The sequence below is a fragment of the Longimicrobium sp. genome, from assembly GCF_036280135.1.
Taxonomy (GTDB): Bacteria; Gemmatimonadota; Gemmatimonadetes; order Longimicrobiales; family Longimicrobiaceae; genus Longimicrobium.
In genome coordinates this window covers 1-7,551 of record NZ_DASURI010000509.1, presented here as the reverse complement: position 1 = coordinate 7,551, position 7,551 = coordinate 1, and the positions used below count along the sequence as shown (strand labels likewise).

6 protein-coding genes are annotated in these 7,551 nt (G+C 71.9%); 5 read left to right on the top strand and 1 reads right to left on the bottom strand.

Annotated features, from left to right (window positions below; all coding sequences use genetic code 11):
• Positions 1 to 325, bottom strand: a 325-nt coding sequence (locus tag VFZ20_RS16470) for a carboxypeptidase-like regulatory domain-containing protein (protein ID WP_329685003.1), incomplete at its 3' end; no start/stop codon positions are given.
• 222 nt (positions 326 to 547) lie between these two features.
• Between VFZ20_RS16470 and VFZ20_RS16465 the strand changes: the two genes are divergently transcribed.
• The 5 genes from VFZ20_RS16465 (at position 548) to VFZ20_RS16445 (ending at position 7,521) form a co-directional block, all read left to right on the top strand.
• A complete protein-coding gene (locus VFZ20_RS16465) occupies positions 548 to 1,429 on the top strand; it encodes a lysylphosphatidylglycerol synthase transmembrane domain-containing protein (protein ID WP_329685002.1) in 882 nt (293 codons plus the stop codon).
• 203 nt (positions 1,430 to 1,632) lie between these two features.
• Positions 1,633 to 1,857, top strand: coding sequence for a hypothetical protein (locus VFZ20_RS16460; protein ID WP_329685001.1), 225 nt, complete (start codon positions 1,633 to 1,635; stop codon positions 1,855 to 1,857).
• A 599-nt stretch (positions 1,858 to 2,456) separates the two neighbouring features.
• A complete protein-coding gene (locus VFZ20_RS16455) occupies positions 2,457 to 3,296 on the top strand; it encodes an EAL domain-containing protein (RefSeq protein ID WP_329685000.1) in 840 nt (279 codons plus the stop codon).
• A gap of 620 nt (positions 3,297 to 3,916) precedes the next feature.
• Complete coding sequence (locus tag VFZ20_RS16450; RefSeq protein ID WP_329684999.1) at positions 3,917 to 4,591, top strand: hypothetical protein; 675 nt, start codon at positions 3,917 to 3,919, stop codon at positions 4,589 to 4,591.
• 473 nt (positions 4,592 to 5,064) lie between these two features.
• Positions 5,065 to 7,521, top strand: a complete 2,457-nt coding sequence (locus tag VFZ20_RS16445; RefSeq protein WP_329684998.1) for a leishmanolysin-related zinc metalloendopeptidase — start codon at positions 5,065 to 5,067, stop codon at positions 7,519 to 7,521.
• Positions 7,522 to 7,551: the final 30 nt, after the last annotated feature.

Genomic DNA, 7,551 nt, shown 5'->3' with positions numbered 1-7,551 from the left:
CGGCCGTCAGGCGCACCTCCAGCGTCTGCCCGGCCTGCAGGTGCACCCGCTCGGAGGTGGACGCCACGTATCCCACGCGCTCCACCCGCAGCGTGTACGCCCCCGGCCCGGCTACCGACACGCGGTACGTGCCGGACGTGTCGGAGAGCGTGGCCGCCGCGCGGGCGCCCGCCTCGGTCAGCACGCTCACGATGGCGCCGCCCACGGGGTCGTTGGTGCCGGCCTCCAGCACGCGCCCGTGCACCGTCTGCGCGCCGGCCAGCGCCGGAACGCCGCAGGTGGCGGCCAGGAGCAGGAGAAATCGGATCGATCGAGTGTGATGCATCACGGCGTTCCTCGGGGGGAGCGGAACGGGAAGGCGGATCCGCGGAGCGGGAATTCGGCCGAAATCTCTCCGGAACGCGCGAGCCGTGCGCGGTAACGGAGAATCTCCGCCTTCCGGGGACGGGCGTCCAGTACCCCCGCGTGAACGAAAAGGTGGCGCGAGGGCGGGATCGCGGCTTTCTTGGGATGCGGATCGACGTCGCCTCCATCCGGGAGTGTGCCCATGCGCCTGCTGCTCGCCTGTGCCGTCTGCGCCGCGCTCGTCGCGGTGGACGTGCTCGCCCGCGGGGTGCGCCTGCGGTGCCTGCTGCGCGGCGCGGGGCACCGGCTGCGGCTGCCGGCCCTGTGCGAGTCCATCCTCTTTGGCGACGCGGCGGCGGCCACCACGCCCATGCGGCTGGGCGGCGAGCCCGCGCGCTGGCTGGGGCTGATGGGCGGCGGCGTGCCGGCCGGCGTGGGCGCGGCCGTCCTGGCGCTGGAGATGGCGACGTACCTGTCCATCGTGGCGCTGTCCGGCGCGGCCGCCGCGTGGACCCTGGGCGGGGCGTGGTGGGCCGGCGTGGGCCCGCGCCTGGCCGCGCGCGCCGGCGACGTGCTGCCGTGGGCCGCCACCGTGCTCGTCGCGAGCGTGGCCGTGTGGACGTGGGTCCGCAGACGGGGCCGGTCCGCCTCCACGCGGCCGGAGTTCGCGGCCGTGCGCGGCGTGCTGGGGTGGCCCCTTGCCGCGGCCGTGCCGCTGACGCTGGTGAGCATTGCCGCGCGGCTGGGCATGCTCCCCGTGCTGGCGCAGACGCTGCCGGAGCCGCCGCCGATGGGCGTGCTGGTGCTGGGCTCGTTCGCGCTCGTCTACGGCCAGCTCTTCTTTCCCACGCCGGGCGGGGCGGGCGCGGTGGAGCTGCTGGCCGCCGCGGGGACGGCGGGCGAGCTGGGCGGCAGCGGCGGCGCCGTGTTCCTGGCGTGGCGCGCCGTCACGACGGGACTTCCGGTCGTGCTGGGCTACGGCCTGGCCCTGCGCCGCTACGGGCGCGCCGCCGTCCGAGGCGTGCTCCGCGGCCAGCGCCCGGCGGACGTCACTCCTTCACCGAACGCGGTCGAGCCCGCCTGAGCAGAAGCCTGCAGCGGAGCAGGATGTCGATCTCCGCGCGGGCTGGGGTACTCTGCGCCCTCTGCGCCTCTGCGTGAGAAAAGCAGTTGATGTTTTTCGTGGGGAGCGTCACGGAATCGTTACGATCCGGTGCTTGCGCCGCGTGGACGGCGGGCGCAGCATCAAAGGGATCGTATCGATGCTTTCTCCGAACGGTGCACGGCATGTCACAGCAGGATCTCGAGCTGATGCTCTGGGCGCTCTCCCATGGCTGGAAGGTGAGCGTGTTCTCGGCCCCCACGGCGGGGGCGCTCTGGAAGGACCCCGCCCGCCGGCGGTTCCTGGTCTACACGCCCGGCGCCGCGCCGGACCTCCCCGGCCTTTCGGACGAGGTGCGCGCCCGCATCCAGGAGGCCCGCGCCGCCGCGGGCGCACCCCTCGCGGCCTGACTCTTCGCCGATCCAAATCCGTCACCGCCCGCCGGCCCTCGCTGGTGGGCGGTTTTGCGTCCGGGCGATTCGTGTGCGACGCGGTACACGAATCCCACGCGCGCGTGACGCGGCCGTGACGACAGGGAATAGGGAACAGGGAATAGGGAATAGCCTGCAACGGCGGAACGGCTTGTAATCGGGGCCCGTCCCCGGAAGCGTCATCCTGAGGAGCCGCCGCGCGGTCCCTGCCCGCGCCGGAACGATAGCGGCGACGAAGGATCTTGCATGCGTGACTCGGGGGCGGCGCTCGTGCACGGAATCCGCCCCCGAGTATCGCGCGCAAGATCCTTCGGTCGCGCCCAAAGCCTTACGCGAATTCGAGTTCCGCGCGGGCGCTCCCTCAGGGTGACGCTCATTGCTGGAATCTCCGTCAGGTGGGATCGAATCGACGTGCCTCCGTGCATCAGGCGCGAGGCACGTTTGTTTTTCGGCGTCGTTGATAGAGATACGGGGACGCGGAGGCGAAGCCGTTACCGGCGCGTGGTTCCGTCTTGGCAGGGGCAGGCCAGCTTGGGGGCTCGACGACGGGATTCCGCGAGAACGCCGGGGACGGAGACGTGGACGTACGAGCCATCATCGAGGCAGGCCGCGTGGCCAGCCGCTTTCAGCCCATCGTGCAGCTGTCCGACGGGCACGTGGTCGCCCACGAGGCGCTGGCCCGCGGCCCGGCGGGATCGGCGCTGGAAACGCCGCGCGCCCTCTTTGCCGCGGCGGCGGAGCAGGGAAGCGAGCATGCGCTGGACGCCGTCTGCCGCGCGTCCGCCCTGCGCGCCGCCACGGACGCGGGCTGGGCCGCCGGGCCGGACGGACCGCTGTTCCTGAACGTGCGCCCCGGCGCGCTGCTGCACGACGACTTCCTGCCGACGCTGGAGCACGCCGTCCGCGCGGCCGGGCGCACGCCGCGCGACGTGGTGCTGGAGCTGAGCGAGGCCGAACGGCTGGACGGCGGCGAGGTGCACGCGCCGCTGGCCGCCTGCCGCGCCGCGGGCTTCTGGATCGCGCTGGACGACGTGGGCGCCGGCCGGTGCGGGCTGCACGCCATCGCCGAGGCGGTGCCGGACGTGGTGAAGGTCGATCGCTCGCTCATCGCCGGGATGGACGCGCACCGCGGCCGCCGCGCCGCCGTGGCCGCGCTGGTGCAGCTGGCAGGCGAGCTGGGCATCGTGCTGGTGGCGGAGGGGATCGAGACGGAAGGCGAGCTGCGCGCCGCCCGCGCCTTGGGCGCGCCGCTGGGGCAGGGCTTTCTGCTGGGTCTCCCGGCGGAGCGCCCGCTGCCGGCCGGCTCCGTGGCCGCCGCCTTCGCCCCCGCCGATGCGCGCCCCGCGCCCGGCGCCGTCACCGCGCCGGTCCTCCCGCGCCGCCGCCACCTCTCTCCGCGCCCGCGTCGCGCCGGCTGAGGCGCGGATCCGCTTAACACCGCGCATGGGCGTTGATCCAACCCACGTCGTGATGCGTCATCCTGAGTCATGCGGCGCTGCGCTCACCCTGCGGGATGAAAGCCGCAGTCCAACCTCCCCCAGGGGTTTTTGGGGGAGGTGGGCGAGCTCCGCGAGCCCGGAGGGGCGCTCGCGTGAGGGCTGCTACACGCCAGAACCAGCCCTCTCTTTTCTATTCAGGGAGCGCCGTGGGTGACCTGAATGCACGCAGAGCTACAGCGCGACCGAAGGATCTTGTGTGCGAAGACAAGCCGGCCCTGGTGCACGGAGCCGACCTGTCGCTTTGCGGGCAAGATCCTTTGTCGCCGCCATGGAACTCGCAGGGATCAGGTTCTACGCGGCGGCTCCTCAGGATGACGCTCGATAGGAGGGCTCTGAAGCCAGGTTGGCAAACCCTCTCATCCAGGAAGACAACTGCTTTTCCGGCCCCGGGATCAATGCGGAAAACGGCAGTGACGGATCATTGATCCGGCGTCTGATCGTTTTCGGGACGGGTGATTGATCCATCCACGCTAGCCTTGGCGCAGACCGATGCCCACCCCGGGCACGGCACGAGGTCACCGGAGCAAGCGAGGTACGAGATGAGCGACACGACCGCACACCTGATCGTGGGATCCGAGTTCAACGCGGGCCTGTACACGGCGGCGCAGACGATCCCCCTGTCGCTGCAGGGATGGCAGATCCAGTCGCTGGCGCGGGATCCGGACGGCCGGCTGTGGTGCGTGGGATCGGCGGGCAACCCGGCCCGGTGGGAAAGCACGCTGCAAAGCTGGGTGGGCGCGCCGCAGCTGTTCGGCGGCTGGAGCCTGTCCTGCCTGGCCTGGGACCCGGCGGGGAACCTGTGGTGCGTGGGCTCGGCGGGGAACCTGTCGCGCTGGCTGGGCGACTGGAGTACCAGCACCGGCCGGTGGGCCGGCCCCAATGACGGCTTTCCGCAGCTGGCGTCGCCCGGCGGATACCGGTCGGTGGCGTTCGCGCCGGATGGCACCCCGTGGGCAACCCGGCAGGACGGCACCGTCACCCGGTGGTCGTCCCTGCAGAACCAGTGGCAGCAGCAGGCGGATACCCTCCCTGGGGGTGCGGCGCTGACGCTGTCCTTCGACGGCGGCAGCCTGTACGTCGTGACGCCGGACTTCCGGGTCTTCTCCAGCAGCGTGTCCACGCCGCAGACCTGGGCGCCGGTGCAGACGGGGTGGACCGTGCGCTGGTTCGGACCGGACTACACCGGCGGCATCGTCCTTCCCCCCGCGGCGTGATGGCCGGTTCGCCACGGCCATCCACCGGCTGACGAGCGGAGCCCCGGGCGAGTGACCCCTCGTCCGGGGCTCCTGCGTTTTCGTCGTGTCGCCCTCGGTCACCGACCCGGGACACGTCCGCCGATCCGCCGCCGTCCGCATCCTTGTGCCCGCGCCGCGCGGGATGACCCGCGCGGAACGACCACTCCACCGCCTCTCGCGGACAGTGCCGCATCCCGTCGCCGGACGTGTTGCACGGCCGAGATTGACGAGACAATTGTTGTCGGCTATCGTGGTGATGCACCGCCTGGTGCGGCGTGCTCGACGCCTCGCGCTCACCGCGGCCCCTTCCCGACACCGCCTCGCTCCGCCGTCATCAACCGCGTGTTGATGACCTGGCTCCGCGTTGCCCGGTGCCGGCGGATGCCGCCCGGTGCCCCGCGTGAAGGACGGTCACGATCATTCCATACTTTCCTTTCCTTGGAGGTCCCATCATGCGCCTGCTTTTCCGATCTTGTGCCGCCGCTCTCGTGCTGGGCACGATGGCGTGCGCCGACGACGCCGCACGCCCCACCCTGCCGCCGGACCCCGCGCCCACACCGGTCTCCCTGGGGGTGGCCGAGGTGACGATCACGGGACTGGGAACCAGCGAGGTGCGCTCCAGCATCCGCCCCGTGGACGGCGCATCGGGTCCCAGCACGGCGCTGAACCCGGTCAGCACCATCCCCGTGCTGGAGTTCGTTTCGTCCGGCACGTTCGTCGATGGCGTACGCGGCGCGGGCGGGCAGCGGTACGTCACCGCCAGCTATCGCGTGCGCAACAACGCGGGGCGCAGCCTCAGCAACCTCACGTGGCTGCTGGTCGGGCGGTCCAACGCCATCCCGGGAAGTCCGTTCTCGTCGCTCCTGCGGTTCGACGGCACGGCCGCGGACCCCGCCATCGCCGGCACGATCGCACCCACGGGAGCGGTCGCCCCGCGCAGCGACCTGGACGGCCTTCGCTCCCTGCAGCCGGACGTGCTGCAGGTGTTCACGGAGGCGGAGGTCGCCGCCATCACCAGGCCGGCCGGCGTGCTGGAGGTGTTCCCCTCGGGCTTCGTGGTGCGCAACGCCTCGACCGAGGCCACCAGCCGCACGCTTCCGGCGGCCACCTCGGTCAACCAGTTCGACGGCGTGGTCACCTTCTCGTTCCGGGTGCCCCTGCAGGCCACCTCGTCGGCGGACGTGTTCTCGGTCTCCTTCCAGGTGCTGGCCATCGAGGACACGGAGACACGGATGACGGAGAGCATCGAGGAGGGGCAGGACACCACGGCCGTGCGCCTGCTGCGCGAGCGGGCCGCGTCGCTGGGCGCCACCACGGTGACGGTGCTGGCCGGCAGCCCCGCCAGCGGCCCCGAGGTGGCGGACTACCCCGGCCAGCGGCAGATCTGCTCCGTGCGCACGGCGGGGACGGCGGCCGCGCCCACGGGCTTCATCACCCGCCCGGCGGGGTACGCGCTGCTGGCCCTGTTCCGGCCGGGGGAAAGCGTCAGCGCCTGCGGTGCGAACTTTCGCTCCGGCACGGCCTCCGCGCCCGCCCTCAACACGGCGTATCCCATCACCCTGCGGGCCATGGACCGCTACGGCAACGTGATCACGGGCGCCGTGGACACCGTGGCCCTGTCGCGGGTGTCGGGTCCCGCCGCCACCTTTGGCGCCACGGCCTCGCTGGCCTCCGGGCAAGCCACCGTCAACGTGACGTTCCAGGCGGCCGGCACGTCCGCGCTCGCGGCCCGGGGCAGGCGCAACCGGGGGCAGCGCACGCTGGTGGTGCCCGCGACGGCCACCATCGCCCTCAACGGGGGAACCAACCAGATCGCCATGGCGGGCACCGCTGTCCCGGTGGCGCCTTCGGTGGTGGTGCGCGACCTGGGCGGGGCTGCCCTGGCGGGCGTGCCGGTCACGTTCACGGTCACGGGCGGAGGCGGCTCCGTCACCAGCACGGTCGTGAGCACCAACGCCAGCGGCGTGGCCAGCGCGGGTGGCTGGACCATGGGCTCGTCGGCGGCGCTGAACACGCTGACCGCCACGACGCCGCGCGCCAGCACCTCCGTGGGCTTCGAGGCGGGTGGGTGCGCGGGGGGCGGAGGGACGGGATACGCCATCACCCTGTGTTACCTGACCCCGCTCAGCACGCCGCAGCGTGCCGCGTTCGAGAACGCCGCGGCCCGCTGGAGCACGGTCATCACGGGCGACCTGCCCGGGGGCCAGTTCTCCGCTGCCGCCAACGCCTGCGAGGCCGGCTCGCCCAGCATGAACCTTGTCCTGGATGACCTGGTGATCGTGGTGCGGGTGGAGAACATCGACGGCGTGAGCGGCATCCTGGGCTCCGCCAGCCCCTGCTTCATCCGCAACCCGGGCAACCAGCCGTTGCTGGGCACCATGCGGTTCGATGCCGCCGACATGGAGGAGATGGAGAGCGAGGGACTGCTCGAGAACGTCATTCGCCACGAGATGGGGCACGTGCTGGGCATTGGCTCTCTCTGGTCGTTCCGGGGCTTCCTGGCGAACCCGTCGCCCGTGGGCGGCCCCGTGCTCGATACCTACTACACGGGCAGCAACGGCATCGCCGGCTTCAACCTCATCGGCGGAAACACCTACACGGGCGGGCAAAAGGTGCCGGTAGAGAACGATGCGCCCGCCGGCACCATCAACGTGCACTGGCGCGAGTCGGTGCTGGCCAACGAGCTCATGACGGGATACGCCAACACGGGCTCCATGCCCCTGAGCCAGCTGACGGCGCGGTCGCTGGTGGACATGGGCTACACCGTCAACACCTCCTCCGCCGACCCGTTCTTCCTGACGCTGGCGTTACGGGCGGACCCGGAAGAGCTGGTGCCGCTGGTCAACGACGTCGACTTTGGGCCGCTGTACCGCGTGGATCAAAACGGCCGCACCACCCGCATCCGGTAGGTAGCGGGGGGTCAGCAGGTCATCGATTCA

Excerpts from the sequence above, each read along its gene's own strand:
- VFZ20_RS16465 (WP_329685002.1), top strand. The coding sequence starts at position 548 with ATGCGCCTGCTGCTCGCCTGTGCCGTCTGCGCCGCGCTCGTCGCGGTG.
- VFZ20_RS16460 (WP_329685001.1), top strand. The coding sequence starts at position 1,633 with ATGTCACAGCAGGATCTCGAGCTGATGCTCTGGGCGCTCTCCCATGGC.
- VFZ20_RS16450 (WP_329684999.1), top strand. The coding sequence starts at position 3,917 with ATGAGCGACACGACCGCACACCTGATCGTGGGATCCGAGTTCAACGCG.
- VFZ20_RS16445 (WP_329684998.1), top strand. The coding sequence starts at position 5,065 with ATGCGCCTGCTTTTCCGATCTTGTGCCGCCGCTCTCGTGCTGGGCACG.